This is a genomic window from Acinetobacter sp. ABJ-A23_2 (assembly GCF_044538765.1).
GTDB classification, from domain to species: Bacteria; Pseudomonadota; Gammaproteobacteria; order Pseudomonadales; family Moraxellaceae; genus Acinetobacter; species Acinetobacter nosocomialis_A.
The window spans coordinates 22,326-37,649 of the sequence record NZ_JBIUCP010000022.1 but is presented as its reverse complement, the minus strand read 5'-3'; the positions used below and the strand labels follow the sequence as shown (position 1 = coordinate 37,649).

Genomic DNA, 15,324 nt, shown 5'->3' with positions numbered 1-15,324 from the left:
TTTTTAAAGTTGTGGACCAATAAAGAAATGCAAACGAATCGGATGATTATCATCAGAAATACCTGAAGCCACATCTAAACGAATTGGTCCAATTGGTGACTTCCAACGAATACCGACACCAACACTATAAGCACTCGGATTACTAAAATTCTTATCGTAAGCATTACCAAAATCAGAAAAAACAGCTGCTCGCCATCCCTCTTTGAATTGATAGTTATATTCCAAAGAGCCAATAGCTAAAGCTTGTCCACCAATCTTATATCCATTTTCTTCTGGTGAAAGACTTTTATAATCAAAACCACGAATTGTCTGATCACCACCAGTAAAGAATCTTAAATTATAGGGAACTTTATCAAATTCATCGGTAAAAATATAACTAAGATCAGATCGCCCCACAAACTGATGGTTATCGTTTTCACCCAAAGAATAAATAAATCTCCAACCCGCTGTTGCAATCGCCATATTAGCATCGGAAAGTAGACTACTACTTCCCAGTTCTATCTTATAGCTTTGTTTAAATGCTTTAGTTGGGTTTAAACGTGTATTACTCGAAGTTTTAGATGTTTCATAACCGAATAACAAGGCTTCTTGTTCTGATGCAGCAGCTTTAAAAGCATCTGGTAACTCAGAAATATCAACATCCCCTTTTTGAGTTAAACGGTCCAGACGGTAACGTACCCCAATCGTATGTTGCCAGTTTCCTAATGGCTTTTTAATAACTCGCTCACCACCGAATACCGCAGATTCAGTTAATAAACTCACATCAGGACCGATATTATCTCTAGTCTCGCGCTCATAACCACCCACAATATTAAAGTAATCATTTAATGGGTGCTTATAAGGAATACTATAACGGCCATCTATAGACTGCCGAATTTGTGAAAGTTCAAAGTTGGCATCAAATGAATGACCATATTCATTGACAATCGAGCGGCGATATTGACTACGTAAACGAGCTCCCGTGTCAGTACCATAACCAACACCTGTTTCCAGACTATTTAGTTTGTCAGCATTTAAGGTCACAATCACCGGAATTCGTTTTTCTTCACGTGCCTGGGCTTGTAAACGGTCTTGTTCCGATTCTTGCTCTGCGTGTTGTACTGCTGCTGTTTTTAAAGCAGCGGGCGCCGCAGCTAATTGTGGATTTTCAGTTCCGGCAAATTGTTTTTCGTCCACGACATTTTGAGTGACTTCTTTACTAGATGAAGCTAACTGTCGAGCTTTAGCAAGCTGTTGTTGCTCAGGGGAAAGCAATTTCGATTCATCAATAGTGACATTTTGCTGATCAACCAATGCTTGCAAATCTGGCGGTAATTCAAGTGGTTTTTCAATTGGATCAGGTTTAATTGAATCGACCAAAGTGTAGTTAAAATAACGCGAGTTAGTCAGGTTATTGGCTAAAGCATTTACACGCCAGAATGTGTAATCATCACCTTCTTGCCAAGGTGCCATACTTTCCAGAATTTTTAACTTGATTGGCAATGGTTTTGAAGGATCGCTCATACGAAACTCAACCTTACCCAGCTTATAGCGCTCACCTGTTTCATACTTGAGATTAATATCTGCTTTGTTCTCAGGTTGGCTTACTTTCACATCATGTAAACGCCAGTACGCATCAAAATACCCGTTATTCGATGCAGCATCGACAATTCGGCTTTTGGTTGTTTCATACAGACCATGATTAAAAATATCACCTACATCTTGGTCTGGCACTAAACGAATAACCTGAAACTGTGGCTGTTTTGAACCAGCTCCACTAAACTCAATGTTTTGTTCATTAATTCGTACAGGCTCATTTGGAGTAACGTTAACACGAACGCGGCTTGCACTTAATTTTTCAAAACGAAACTCAGCATTGTAATAACCCACAGCTTGGGCAGCTTGGTTACTTAAACTTCTAAGCTGAGGTAACGCGGAATTAAAATCTTCAAATGATTCTTGGGTAAATGTAGATAATTTGCCTTTAATATTTTTAGCAAGATCATCCGGAGCTCCACTGACCTCAGCAGAGATACGAGGTATTTGTTCCATCGGAATCACACGTGGTGGACGGATTTTATTTATTATTCGCTTAAAGAAACCTTTTTCTTCGGGTGGTTCTTCAGTCGCAGCTGTAAGCTCGGGTAAAGTTTTTCCTGTTTCATTTGCTTCGACTACAATCTTACTATCCGATTGAATCTCACTCATGAGTTGGTCAATATTTACAGGTGCTTGAGTAATTTCATGTAATTCTGCTTGAGATGCATCATTGACCACCATTTCTGGATGTTTTTGCGTTCCATTCTGGAAGTTCTGAGCTTCAGTCTTTGCCTCTTCTGCTACCCGATAAATTTCATTTGCCATGTTCTGGTCAACAGGCATAACTGGTAAATCTTCAAGGTTATCGAGCGTAATTGGCTTAAATTCTTCAATCTGATTTGGAAATTGTTCTTGTTGTTGCAATATAGCCAAGCTATCTTGTTGTTGCTGTGCTTGAGTTACAAGAGTCGCAATATCAGTAATCGGAACATCGTTTGGGTTATTTGTATTCGTTTGTTGTAATGATGAATCAGCTACTGTCTGGTTTGCGACTGGTGTTATAGTATCAGCCGAACTTTGAGCATAACAAGGATTAACACATAAACTTAACAATAGGCTGCTACAAATAAGTTTAGGTATACTCTGCATTTTCAAGATTAAATGCATAGAGTGAGAAAGAGTTGACTGTTTAAACTTAATTTTAGAAGGCATGGAAAACTCTAAACTTATTTTTTAATAAACGCACCAATATGAGGATAAAACTCACTCGAAACCATTGATTTTTCATTTAATCAAGCGTTAAAAATATCATACATGGTTTTCGATGCAAATTAACACTCCGTCACATTTTTTAATAAAACTCAATGAAGCTTGCACATGATGAAACAAGATGAATCCCTGATGACATCACGTCGGTTTGTACCGATGTTTTTTACACAGTTTTTTGGCGCATTAAATGACAATGTTTTTAAGCAAGCTTTATTGTTAGTCATTACGTATGGTTGGATTCAACAACAATCTGCCCCAGTAAGCACACTCAATAATTTAGCAGCATTATTGTTTATATTGCCATATTTCTTTTTCTCGGCAACAGCTGGGCAAATTGCAGACAAATATGAACGTGCACAGCTTGTACGTGGTATAAAAATATTAGAAATCATCATTATGCTTATTGGTTCTGCTGGTTTTTTATTGGGGCATTTATGGTTGCTTCTTCTCGCTTTATTCTTAATGGGAACTCATTCCACATTTTTCGGACCTATTAAATATGCAATTTTGCCTGAGATTTTAAAACCAAATGAACTCATGTCGGGCAATGCCTTATTTCAATCAGGTACATCGATGGCAATCTTGTTCGGAATGATCTTAGGTGGTGCCGTAATTGCATCATCAGAAGGTAATTTGCTGTGGATTAGTCTGACTGTAGTTGCTATTGCTTGTATAGGCTATGTGTTTAGTCGCTTTATCTTGCCTCAAAAAGTTGCTGCACCAGATCTAGATATTGACTGGAACTTTATTCGTACAAGCTTCCAAACCATTACATATGCCAAAAGCTTACCGTTAGTGTTCACAATTTTATTAGGTAACTCATGGTACTGGTTTTATGGGGCGACTTATTTAACGCAAATTCCGCAGCTGACTCAGCAAAATCTCCATGCATCAGAAAATGTCGTCAGCCTACTACTCACCTTTTTCTCAGTCGGAATTGGTGTCGGTTCACTACTTTGCCGCAAAATTGGTGGTTCAGAAATTAATATTAAAATGGTGCCAATCGGTGCAATTGGCCTTACTGTTTTTGCACTTTACCTTGCAGCCAGTCTAGCTTTTGTACCCGAAAGAACTGGTGCATTACTGACGTTAAAAGATATTTTCACTCAAGGTTGGGTTTACTACCATGTCATGATTGCTGTGACTTTATTGGGTATTAGTGGTGGTTTTTATATTGTTCCTTTATATGCCATGATGCAGGCTTATTCGCCTCGCTCCCATCGTGCCCGAGTGGTTGCAGCAAATAACATTTTAAATGCTGTATTCATGGTTTCTTCTGCAATTTTCTCAATCTTAATATTAAGTGTTTTAAAAATTGATATTAAAATACTATTTATTATTACAGCTGTACTTAGTGCAATCTTTAGTATCTGGCTTCTTGCCCGACTAAAACCAATGCTTGCCACAGCACATCTTTCTTTGGAGGACTAATTTATGCGCCACTACACGGGAATTGATCAACTTATTAACTCCTTTGATCAAGCATTACGTAGTCTTGTTCCGGGTGCAACAGCAGCTCAGCGCCAAAACCCAGCTGAAACGGCTGAAACACAACTTGGTGTAGAAGATGCTCGCCATGTTGCAGGCCTCATGCGTGTTAACCATAGTGGTGAAGTATGTGCTCAAGCGCTTTATCATGGACAAGCATTAACGGCGAAATTACCGAATGTACGCCGTGAAATGCAACAAGCAGCAATTGAAGAGCAAGACCATTTAGCTTGGTGCGAAGACCGTTTAAAAGAGTTGAATAGCCATACAAGTTTATTGAACCCAATCTGGTACGGCCTTTCATATGGTATGGGCGCTCTTGCTGGTATTGCTGGTGATAAATATAGCTTAGGTTTTGTTGCTGAAACTGAACGTCAGGTAAGCATGCATTTGCAAGACCATTTAAACCAGTTACCTCCTCAAGATGAACGTTCTCGTAAAATTTTGGAGCAAATGAATGAAGATGAATTACATCATCGCCATACAGCGCTTGAAGCAGGTGGTGTTGAATTGCCATATGCGGTAAAAATCAGTATGACTGCCATTTCAAAGTTAATGACTAAAACGAGTTATTATCTTTAAAAAAACAAAGGATTGATCTCATTCAGATCAATCCTTTTTTCAAATATTATTTTAAGCCGTGATCGTATTTAAAACGTTCAATATCTCGAATTGAGTTCCAATAGTTGCGATTAATACGGTCACGATCAATTTGTAATTCTCTTAAAAGCTTACGATAACGTTCACGCTCTTCTGGCTTTAATTTTTCGTTATAAGCACTGTCAGAATACTGCTTAAACTTTTCATCATAACGGTCGTATTCATTTTTTGCATTGTAGTAATCTGAGGCAGCTCGATAATAAGGTCTTAAACGATTACGCTGCTCGATTGGACAGACATTAATATTCCCATTCCCTTCTAAAGCATTATAAAAAATGTTTGCTGGCTGGCAATAATACCCTAGACCTTCTTTATATCCACGCTCATATGACTTTTGATCTGGAACAATATTGGCTTTTCCGCACGCTTTGTAATATTGATCTAAACGTGGTGAAGAACCTTTTGAACCATCTTTCTCACCCACTAATGACCAATTTGCAGTCTTACATTCTTCTACGCTCATTGCAGCACAACCCGAGAGGCTGATTGCCAAAATGGCTAAACCGATATTTTTCATATTAAGAGAACTCAAAAATAAAATTTAAAAAAACGCAAAAAATAAAATTCCATTACACACCTATATAAGTCCTACTTTATTCGAGACTTATACATAAATGTTTAACTGGATAAGCGTTTAAGTTTAAAGCAGTTTGACCATCTCACCAAATTTAAGGATCACAAATTCTAATTATGTTTAATTTTTAAAAGCGAAATCATGAATTATTAGATGGCTCTATACGTTAATTTTACTTTGAAAATTTATTATCAAAACAAAACTCAAACCACTGATTATGAATACAAAAAATAAAAATTACTTATAAAATACTCTTTAATTATTTTACTCTTTTTTTACGCGATTTACTTCAAGGGCTAAGGTAGGATTTTAGCTAAATAACCACCAAGGTTTTTTATAATGAGTACGCTTATTTATCCAAATTTAAACTTAAAAGATTCTCACTTTAAGGCATTTAAAATATCAGATGATTTTATTGCACCGACACAAGATAACACTTTCAACGCAGAACTTTTTTTAAAAGAAGTTGATGAATATTTAAGTTTATATCCTCAGACTCAGCACATTGATATTTGTTTACATGACTTAAATGGGCATATTCGTGGTAAACGAATTGACGTTAAAAGCCTCAAAAATCTCTCTCATGGATGTTATTTTCCACTTTCTGTTTACGCCATGAGTCTGGATGGAAAAGTGATTGAAGAAACAGGCCTAGGAAAATATATTGGTGAACCAGATAGACTTTGCCTGCCCATTTTAGGCAGCTTGCAACCCAGTGCCTTATCCCCTGAATTAAATGCCCAGCTTTACCTATCCATGCAAGAAGAAGATGGTACAGACTGCCGTTATGAACCACGCAATATATTAAAAAAAATATTAAATCAGTTACATACTAATAATTATTTTCCTGTCATGGCTGCCGAGCTAGAGTTTTATCTTTTCTCACCTCAGTATCAGGCTGAAACATGTATAGAAAACCAATGCTTTGATATAGATGCACCAAATAACTATCAACAAGTCCTAGATGAAGTTGAAAAAGCCGCTCTACTACAATCTATTGAAATTACAGCTATTGTTGCGGAATCATCTCCTGGACAATATGAATTAAACCTTCAACATAGCCATGACATTTTAAAGCTATGCGATCAAATTAATGCTTTAAAAAGAATTGTAAAACAAGTCGCAAGAAAACATGACTTAACTGCTTGTTTCATGGCGAAACCGAACTTGGCAAAAGCCGGTAGTGGCATGCATTTTCATATGAGTATGCTGAATCAATATCATGAAAATATATTTAGCTCAGAAGAAGAAAAAGATGAGCTTTCTACCAAATTACTCAGCGCGATTAGCGGGCTCATTGAGTTAATGCCCGCATCTATGGCGATTTTAGCCCCTAATATCAATTCTTATAGACGCTTTAAAATTGGTCATCATGTGCCATTAGAAGCCAATTGGGATACCAATAATCGTAATGTCGCAATTCGCATTCCATGCTCGGATGTACAAAATCAACGTTTAGAATATCGTGTTGCTGGAGCTGACTGTAACCCCTATCTTGTTACAGCCACTATTCTAGCAGGTGTATCTTACGGCTTATCTCATAGATTACCGCTGCCAAAACCTGCTCATCTTTTGAAGTTTCAAGATGAACACATTTTATTAGCTAATAATCAGCCAGAAGCCTTAAAAATATTTAAAGGAAGTCTTATTTTAAAAGGATATTTAGGAGCAGACTTTGTCGAACATTGGTACACAGTTAAGCAGGCTGAATATCAAAATATTTACAGCCAAATGACTGAAGCAGAACAACATTGGGATATTTAAATAAAAAAGCAAAAAACTATAAACCACTTTGCAAACCCTTAGGGAGAAATACCCTAAGGTTTTTTTATATCTCATTAATGATTTTTCTGTTTAGCTAAAAAGCGTAACCCAACACCAGGCTCAGTAGCAATATAACGTGGCTGAATCGCGTTATCTCCCAGTTTGCTTCGCAACTTACCCACCAAAATACGCAAATAATGCGTATCTTCCTGATGAGTTGGCCCCCATAGCTCTTTTAAAAGCTGTGGCTGTGTTAAAAGCTGTCCTTGATAGCGCATTAATAACGTTAAAAGTTGAAACTCTTTTCGAGTTAAAGTAATTGGTTGTTGCTCGACCCAAACCAAACGTTGTGTGACATCGACTTTAAGATAACCATCGTCATAAATATGTGCTTCTTGCTGGATTGGTTGACTTCTTAAGATGACACGAATGCGCGCCAAAAGCTCTTGCACACTAAAAGGCTTGGTCATGTAGTCATTTGCGCCGGCATCTAGCAAAGCAACTTTTTCATATTCATCAGCACGTACAGATAACACAATAACAGGCACATTCGACCAGCTACGTAACTCTTGAAGGACTTCTTTCCCGTCTAAATCGGGTAAGCCTAAGTCTAAAATAACCAAGTCAGCCCCTTGGGTTGCCAAAACCTCTAGGCCTTTGTAACCCGTTTCACAGAGCGTGGTTTTGTATTTTTGAGTTCTTAAAGCAATGTCTAAAAATTTACGGATTTGAGGCTCATCATCAATAATCACAATGCGTGTCTCTACAGGTGATGTTTCGGAACTTATCATGAATTTACAACTTATTCTTTTACTGGGTGAATGGGTAATCTGATTTGAATTAAAGTACCTTTATTTTGGCGCCCTGAAAATGCCTCTATTGTACCCATATGAGCACCAATAATCGCTTTTACGATTGTAAGCCCTAAACCAGTACCAAACTTTCCACGGTCTCCTCGTTCCATGGTGTAAAACATATCGAAAATGCGGTGTCTTTCGTCTTCAGGAATTCCCGCACCTCTATCTTCAATTTCAATTTTTACTTCATCTTCTGATGAAAATTGAGCACGAATCATGACAGGTTCATCTGGAGGTGAAAAGTTTGCGGCATTTTCTAAAACATTAAAAATGGCTTGTTCTACCAGCGCTGGGTGAACATACAAACTAATCGGTTGCTCAGGTAACTGAACGGCCACTTGAGTATCTGGTTTATAGCGCTTTAAACGGCGGGTTGCCGAACCAATTAACTCATCGATACCAATCCAGTCTCTTTTTAAAGTTAGACCTTCGTGGCCCAAACGGGTCATATCAAGCAAGTTTTGGATATAACGGTCTAAACGCTCACCTTCTAAATGAATTGTTTCAAGTAAATCTTGCTGGTCTTGTTCTGACATATCAGCTTTAAAATTGGCAAGTGTGTCTGCTGCTCCAATAATAGAAGCAAGTGGCGAGCGTAAATCATGTGATACCGAAGATAATAAAGCAGAACGTAAGCGCTCTGTTTCACTGGTGACTTTTGCTTGTTCTAGCTCATTCACCAATTGGGTTCGAAGTGCTGCCTGTGCAATATATTCGATTACACTTTCCGTCAGTTTCTTTTGCTCAAAATTTAGAGAAACTACGTCATCCTTAAAGTAAATTCCCACTATACCTAGGCTATTTTTCTGTTCTAAAAGAGGTAAAAACCACCAGTTTGATTGACTAAGAGTATCGGTAAAACGTCCGCACGGTTGTTGATGTTTCAAGCACCATTCTGCGGCTACTTTTTCTTTATCGTTTAGCTCTATGTCAGATGAAATAACTCTATCTTGAATAGAAATCCACACCTTAGTTTGCAGCTGGGTTTCTAAAGTCATACGTCCTGTTTGCATGACTTCTTCAAGGTTCACCGCACTAGAAAGCTTACGTGCCAAGTCTTGCATCACTGTGGTGTAGGCATTCGCAGCTTTTAAAGACAAAACCTGCTGACGTAACTGAGAAGCCAACCGCCCAGCGATTAAAGCTGCCGCAAAAAAAGCAACAACGGTAACCACCCCTTGATGTGCTGAAATTTGAAATGTAAAACGTGGTGCTATAAAGAAAAAATTGTAGGCTAAGAAACAAATAAGAGCAGCCACTACTGCAGCAAGCATTCGGGTTTTCGTTGCTACAATTAAAACTGAAATAATAAAAATGACAGAAAAGTCTTCAATACCCAATAGAACTTCGGCAAAGTGAGCTATAAAAATACTGACACAAGTAACCGCTAAAACAAAAACACTTTCTTTTAATGATAAAAATGATGGCTTTTCAAGTTGAGTTGTCTTTTTAGTGCCCTGTTCTGGATGCAAAATCGTTAAAGCAATCGAGTTTTCTTGATTTAATAATTGCTGAGCTAAATTTTTCTTAAATAACTTTAACCACCACGGCGAAATACTTTTGCCAATGACCAGATTGGAAATACCTCGATCAACGGCAGCATCCATTAACACTGACGCAACTCGATGCCCATATAAGACTTCTGTTCGACCACCGAGTTGTCGAGCCAGCTCAAATGCGCGGTCGATCTCGATATATTCTTTTTTATATGAGTTTCCTGAACTCTGTCCAAAGTCCAAACTTTTAGCAACATTCACTACAGTCCATGTTGCTCCATAGCGTTCAGCTAATCGACAACCTGCCCGTACTAAATATTCAGAAGAACCTTGTCCATCTATCGCAATCATCAATTCATTTTGCAACGAAATAGACTTCAAACCCTTAGAGGTGTAACTCTGTTTTAAATCTAAATCGACATGCTCAGCAACGCATTGCATTGCCAGTTCACGCAATGCTGTTAAATTTGAAATGCTAAAAAAGCCTTGTAACGCCAGATTCGCTTGCTCTGGCACATAAACTTTTCCTTGATGGAGCCTTTCAATGAGTTCACTGACAGGTAAATCAATTAAACGAATATCTCGAATACGATCAAATACACGATCTGGCACAGTTTCATTTACTCGAATGCCCGTAATCTGATGCACCACATCGTTTAAGCTTTCTAAATGCTGAATATTCATGGTGGTAAATACATCAATACCAGCGTCTAGCAATTCATTGACATCTTGCCACCGTCGTTCATGGCGACTATTGGGTATATTGCGATGAGCCAATTCATCAACCAAAACAATTTCTGGATGCCTAAGTAAAATAGCATCCAAGTCCATTTCTTCTAAAGTATGCCCCTGATATTGCATTTCCTTTCTAGCAATTTGAGGCAACCCTTCCAAAATTTTTAGAGTTTCTATTCTTCCATGGGTTTCAACAATACCCACAACAACATCTGTGCCCTGTTGATATAACTCTTTAGCGCGGGCAAGCATGGCATAGGTTTTTCCAACACCAGGTGCCGCACCGAGAAAGACCGTTAGTCGACCGGCTTGATATCTGTTGACATGATTTAATAAGGCTTCAGCCTGATTTTCGCGATTGCTTTGCACTTGATATCATCCGGTAAACTAACAATTTTATTTTCAAGTTAATGTGTAGATTGTAAGTGATCTAAAGCGATATTTAGCTCTAATACATTAACACGAGCTTGCCCTAGTACACCAAACTGAACTGGTTCAATATGCTTTTGAAGTAACTCTTCTACAACTTTAGGGTTTAAATGACGCGCTTGAGCTACTCTGGCAACCTGTAACTGAGCTGCCTCAGGGCTAATATGCGGGTCGATACCACTACCCGATTTAGTCACCAAATCGCTTGGAATCGATGTATTACCTGTATGATCTTGTTTTTTCACCGCAAGAATCTGAGCATCAATTTGTTTTTGAAGCTCTGGATTGGTAAGGGCTAGGTTTGTGGCCCCCATAGACATCGGGTCATAAGCGACTGCTGAAGGACGTGGATGAAAATAAGCCTCTCCAACAAATGGCTGAGCAACTAATTTTGACCCTAAAACTTTATGGTCTATTTCAATCAAACTACCATTTGCTTGATTTTTGAATAACACCTGTCCCGCACCTGTAGCGATCGCACTATAAATAGCACCGCAACCCACCAGAGTAAAAATTAATAATCCCAAAGATGCTCTTAAGGTCTGACCCAAATTTGCTTCTGAATTTTGTGCATAAGTTTTCATTTCAAACTCCAGATTACAAACCAAATAATTGAACAATCACTACATCAATCGCTTTGATGGCAATAAATGGCAGAACCACACCGCCCACACCATAAATCAACATATTTCGACGTAATAACTGAGTTGCAGTTGAAGGTTTAAATTTGACGCCTCGGAGTGCGATTGGAATTAATAGCGGGATAATAATCGCGTTAAAAATTAATGCAGATAAAATCGCGCTGTTTGGGCTTGCTAAATGCATTACATTCAATACTTGCATTTGTGGAATCGCAGCAGCGAACAATGCAGGCAAGATGGCAAAGTATTTAGAGACGTCGTTTGCCAATGAAAATGTTGTTAAAGCACCACGGGTAATCAACTGCTGTTTCCCAATCTCGACCACAGCAAGTAGTTTGGTTGGATCTGAGTCTAAATCAACCATGTTGCCGGCTTCTTTTGCAGCTTGTGTACCCGAGTTCATGGCTAGACCAATATCAGCTTGTGCTAATGCTGGCGCATCGTTGGTTCCGTCACCGACCATTGCAACTAAACGACCTTGTTGTTGTTCGGTGCGAATACAAGCCAATTTGTCTTCTGGTTTTGCTTCGGCAATATAGTCATCTACACCCGCTTCAGCAGCAATCGCGGCCGCAGTTAATGGGTTATCACCTGTAACCATGACGGTTTTGATACCCATTTCTCTTAAACGAGCAAAACGTTCTTTAATGCCGTGTTTAATCACATCTGAGAGTTCAATCACCCCCAGTACATGATGTTGATTTGCGACAACCAATGGTGTCGCACCCTTTTTGGCAACTTGCTTAACACGTGCTTTTAACTCTAAATCTTGAGAATAATCTTCATCTACAAATTTCAAGATTGCATCTAAAGCACCTTTACGAATTTGGTCACCATTCGGTAAATTCACACCAGAAATTCGAGTCGAAGCACTAAAAGAGATAAATTCAGCTTGCTCAGGTTCTTGCTGTTTTAAGCCTTGCTCTTTTGCTAACTTAACAATCGATTTACCTTCTGGTGTTGGGTCGGCAAGTGAACTTACCCAAGCAGCAGCTCTTAATTCAGACTCGGTTACCGAAGTTAAAGGATAAAAAGAAGTCGCTTGACGATCACCATAAGTAATGGTTCCTGTTTTATCGAGTAAAAGCACATCAATGTCACCCGCAACTTCTACAGCTTTACCTGATTTTGCCAAAACATTGGCTTTGAGTGCACGGTTCATCCCCGCAATACCAATCGCAGGTAACAAGCCACCAATGGTTGTAGGAATCAAGCAGACCAATAACGCCACGAGCACGACTGGATCAAGTTCAATATGCAAATACTTGGCAATAAATGGCAAGCTAATCACGACAATTAAAAACGTGATTGTCATCACCATTAACAAGAAGCCAAGCGCAATCTCATTCGGTGTTTTTTGACGATTTGAACCTTCGACCAAAGCAATCATACGGTCTAAGAAACTTTGACCAGATTCAGCAGTCACTTGCACAACAATACGATCTGTAAGTACTTTGGTTCCGCCAATAACACCTGAACGGTCTGTTCCAGCTTCACGTAGCACAGGTGCTGACTCACCTGTAACAGCCGATTCATTAATGGTCGCAAAGCCTTCTACAATCTCACCGTCGGCTGGAACAAGCTCACCTGCATGTACTTCAATAAAATCATTTAAATGAAGTTCGGTCGCTGCAACTTGAGTCGCTTGACGGTCTGTCAAAGAGTTGAGTCTTCGAGCCGTTAAATTTTCTCTTGCTGCACGTAGTGAAGATGCCTGCCCACGGCCTCTAGCCTCTGCAACTGCTTCGGCATAGTTAGCAAATAAAATCGTAATAAACAGAATTGCTGTAACCACTAAACCAAATAACAGCGTGGTGTAACCTAAGATTGTACTAATGCCTGTAACCACTGTTCCAAGCCATACAATTGCCATCACAGGGTTTTTAATTGCATGCTGTGGTAGCAGTTTCACAAATGCATTTTTCCAAACTTCAAAATTTGGCACTGCCATGGTTTGTTTATGGCTATTTACATGAGTTTGTGTATTCATTTTCACTCGCCTCCTTAGCCTTTAACCAACAAAAGTTGATCGGCAATAGGCCCAAGGACAAGAACTGGCATAAATTGTAATAAGGTAAGCAACACAACAATCGTAATCAGCGTTAAAGCAAAGGTTGGAGTTTCAACCTGAAGACTACCTGCTGTTTCGGGTGCTTTTCTTTTTGCTGCTAAACGTGTTGCAATCATTAATGGCAAAATTAATGTCGGGAAGCGTCCTAACAGTAGAGCAATACTACAAGTAACATTCCACCATACCGTGTTGTCTCCAAGACCTTCGAAACCTGAACCATTGTTTGCAAATGCAGAAACATATTCGTAGAACACTTGGCTAATACCATGTGGTCCTGGATTACTAATTCCAGATATGCCTGGAACGCTGAGGCTTAATGCGGTAAATGCAAGAATGACTAAAGGTTGAATCAAAATAATAATCGCGAGCAACTTAATTTCTGCGGCTTCAATCTTGCGCCCAAACAATTCAGGGGTACGACCTGTCATTAAACCTGCAATAAATACTGCGAGTAACAGATAAATCATAAACTGTTGCAGACCACAGCCCACACCACCCCAAATGGCATTAATTAGCATGTTAATGAGTTCGACTAAACCGGTAAGCGGTGCAGAAGAATCATGCATCATATTGACCGAACCGTTATTTACCTGTGTAGTAAGCGCTGCCCAAACTGCTGATGCTGCTGGTCCAAATCGTTGTTCTTTACCTTCCATTACGGCAAATTGAGATGCTGTCGATGATATACTCTCAGACCAGACAGCCGCTGCACCTGAAATAACCGACATGAAAAGCATGCTACCAAATACAAAATAGGCAAATTTTTTACGTTGAGTAAAATGTCCCACCATAAAAATAACTGTAATTGGAATGAGTAAAATCGCAAGCATTTCCAAGAAGTTAGATAACGGCGTTGGATTTTCTAAAGGTGCAGCACTATTTGGACCATACCAACCGCCACCATTACTACCCAATTGCTTAATAGCGACCATTGGGGCAACTGGACCTAATGGAATTTTTTGGGTTTGTACTGTATTCGCTTTATCAATAACTTGTACTTCCGGCCCACCTTGAAAAGTTGCAGGCACGCCTTGGCTATTGAGCAACAATGACCAAACAAAACACAGAGGAAGCAAGAAACGTACTGTAGGGCGGATCACATCTGCCCAATAGTTACCAATTAAAATTTGATCTGGCTGTTCAGCAACATCCGCTGCAATATGACTAGGACGTTGATAAAAGAAAGCTCTTAAAGTCGCAACAACTAAAGCTAGTCCCATCATTGGTGTGATGACTTGCAAACCTACAATACCTGTCATTTGCGACAAATAAGATAATTGAGCTTGACCAGAATAATGCTGTTGGTTGGTGTTTGTTAAAAATGAAATAACCGTGTGTAATGCTAAATCCCAACTCATATTTGGTGCATGATTTGGGTTTAATGGTAGCCATGCTTGCGTCATAAAAATAGCAAAAACGGCTATAGCTAGAAAAACACAGCTAACAACAAATGCTAAAGAATATTGTTTCCAGTTCATTTGTTGTTGTGGAGATATGCCTAACAAGCGATATACAGGATTTTCAATCCAACGAAATAATCCATCGCCAACCATCGGCTGATTTGTCATCACTTTGGATAGATATTTGCTGAGGCACCATGCTAAAAAAATAGCAATAAATAAAACAAGGATAAGTTCTAACATGGCTATTCTCCTCTATACCCCTTGGCTTGATTTGCCAAATTGGAAATAAGGAGAGATGAAGAGATATCATTTGTTTTTAGTCCGCATAAGGCTATGCCAGACTGATGCAAGATGCGCATTTGAGAATTTATAAGCATCTTTATTGTCCTGAAGTAACACTAATTTAGTGGATTTCAGTA

10 protein-coding genes are annotated in these 15,324 nt (G+C 38.9%); 3 read left to right on the top strand and 7 right to left on the bottom strand.

What is annotated here, in order from left to right:
- Positions 1-3 precede the first annotated feature (3 nt).
- Positions 4-2,730: an autotransporter assembly complex family protein gene (locus ACH63V_RS09550; protein WP_396463357.1), complete on the bottom strand. Its 2,727-nt coding sequence runs from the start codon at positions 2,728-2,730 to the stop codon at positions 4-6.
- Between the two features lie 165 nt (positions 2,731-2,895).
- Here ACH63V_RS09550 and ACH63V_RS09545 point away from each other — a divergent pair, with 165 nt between their 5' ends.
- Positions 2,896-4,218 (top strand): MFS transporter, encoded by a 1,323-nt coding sequence (locus ACH63V_RS09545; protein ID WP_087486620.1) that lies wholly within the window; start codon positions 2,896-2,898, stop codon positions 4,216-4,218.
- A gap of 3 nt (positions 4,219-4,221) precedes the next feature.
- Complete coding sequence (coq7, locus tag ACH63V_RS09540; protein WP_045543974.1) at positions 4,222-4,857, top strand: 2-polyprenyl-3-methyl-6-methoxy-1,4-benzoquinone monooxygenase; 636 nt, start codon at positions 4,222-4,224, stop codon at positions 4,855-4,857.
- Positions 4,858-4,903: 46 nt separating this feature from the next.
- Here coq7 and ACH63V_RS09535 read toward each other — a convergent pair whose 3' ends face one another.
- Positions 4,904-5,452, bottom strand: a complete 549-nt coding sequence (locus ACH63V_RS09535) for a DUF2799 domain-containing protein (RefSeq protein ID WP_045543973.1) — start codon at positions 5,450-5,452, stop codon at positions 4,904-4,906.
- Between the two features lie 396 nt (positions 5,453-5,848).
- Here ACH63V_RS09535 and ACH63V_RS09530 point away from each other — a divergent pair, with 396 nt between their 5' ends.
- A complete protein-coding gene (locus tag ACH63V_RS09530; RefSeq protein WP_045543972.1) occupies positions 5,849-7,273 on the top strand; it encodes a glutamine synthetase family protein in 1,425 nt (474 codons plus the stop codon).
- A 74-nt stretch (positions 7,274-7,347) separates the two neighbouring features.
- Here the strand turns inward: ACH63V_RS09530 and ACH63V_RS09525 are convergent, their stop codons facing one another.
- From ACH63V_RS09525 to kdpA, 5 genes are read right to left on the bottom strand one after another with little or no spacing between them, the layout of a single operon-like run.
- Positions 7,348-8,064, bottom strand: coding sequence for a response regulator (locus ACH63V_RS09525; protein ID WP_396463356.1), 717 nt, complete (start codon positions 8,062-8,064; stop codon positions 7,348-7,350).
- A gap of 11 nt (positions 8,065-8,075) precedes the next feature.
- On the bottom strand, positions 8,076-10,730 hold the full coding sequence (locus tag ACH63V_RS09520; RefSeq protein WP_396463355.1) for an ATP-binding protein: 2,655 nt from the start codon (positions 10,728-10,730) through the stop codon (positions 8,076-8,078).
- Positions 10,731-10,768: 38 nt separating this feature from the next.
- Positions 10,769-11,374, bottom strand: coding sequence for a potassium-transporting ATPase subunit KdpC (gene kdpC, locus ACH63V_RS09515; protein WP_396463354.1), 606 nt, complete (start codon positions 11,372-11,374; stop codon positions 10,769-10,771).
- 13 nt (positions 11,375-11,387) lie between these two features.
- Entirely contained in the window at positions 11,388-13,427 is a 2,040-nt protein-coding gene (gene kdpB / locus ACH63V_RS09510) for a potassium-transporting ATPase subunit KdpB (protein WP_272244681.1), read from the bottom strand.
- Between the two features lie 8 nt (positions 13,428-13,435).
- Positions 13,436-15,145, bottom strand: a complete 1,710-nt coding sequence (gene kdpA / locus ACH63V_RS09505) for a potassium-transporting ATPase subunit KdpA (protein ID WP_396463353.1) — start codon at positions 15,143-15,145, stop codon at positions 13,436-13,438.
- Between the last annotated feature and the right edge of the window lie 179 nt (positions 15,146-15,324).